We start from the raw sequence: 1,130 nt of genomic DNA on the forward strand, positions 1-1,130 counted from the left end.
CTCCGTGAGCATCTGGTGGTTAGGCATGGCGCTGTCGGGCTACAAAAAACCCAATGATGACAAGGTGTGGGCGCGCAAACTGTTTGTGTTCTCGATTGTAGCCATCACATCACTGAGCGTGATGATGTCTGTCGACTCGATGACGCCGATGCAGGATGTGCTGATCACCGCACTGCGCTAACGTTTACCGTTCGCACCTTGAAAAAACAGACGATGCCCATCGTCTGTTTTTTTTCGCCCTTCCCCACGTTTTGCTGCATTTAATATGTCATTTTATGACGGCGCGCCAAATCAAGTAACAATGCCACCATTTACGGCCCGATGAGTAAGGCACTACAATAGCGCCAACGCAATTTTGAGGTTTTCATGAACGATACGTCCCTCACTGACAATATAATGACGCCGAAAGAACGGCGCGCAACCTGGGGTTTAGGTGCGGTTTTTTCCCTGCGGATGCTCGGCATGTTTATGGTTTTGCCGGTGCTCACGACCTACGGCATGGCGCTGCAAGGGGCCAGCGAATCGCTGATTGGCCTTGCGATTGGTATCTATGGCCTGATGCAGGCACTGTTTCAGGTGCCCTTTGGGTTACTTTCCGATCGCGGAAACCGCTCATCGTTATCGGTCTGCTGATGTTTGTGCTCGGCAGCGTGGTTGCCGCCCTCAGCACCACGATTTGGGGCATTATTCTTGGTCGAGCATTGCAGGGCGCGGGGGCAATATCTGCCGCTGTCATGGCATTGCTGTCCGATCTCACTCGCGAACAAAATCGCACCAAAGCAATGGCTTTTATCGGCATCAGTTTTGGCGTAACCTTTGCCATCGCCATGGTGCTTGGCCCAATCGTCGCGCACGCCTGGGGATTGCAATCGCTGTTCTGGTGCATGGCCCTGCTCGCATCGCTTGGTATTATCATCACCCTGACGCTGATCCCCAACGCCGCTAGCCATGCGCTCAATCGCGAATCCGCCATCGTGCGCGGCAGCATTCGCCAGGTGCTCGGTAACAGTCGGCTGGTGAAACTCAATATCGGCATCATGTGCCTGCATATCCTGCTGATGGCGAGTTTTGTCGCCTTGCCGCGCGTGCTGGAACAGGCGGGCCTGCCCGCGGGGTCACACTGGAAGGTG

The 1,130-nt window shown here is 54.8% G+C and carries 2 pseudogenes; both read left to right on the forward strand.

The features are described 5' to 3' along the window. Positions 1-181, forward strand: a pseudogene (locus tag J5224_RS29195) (protoheme IX farnesyltransferase); the annotation flags it as partial. Positions 182-498: 317 nt separating this feature from the next. After that, positions 499-1,130, forward strand: a pseudogene (locus J5224_RS29200) (MFS transporter); the annotation flags it as partial.

Source organism: Candidatus Symbiopectobacterium sp. NZEC135 (assembly GCF_025962695.1).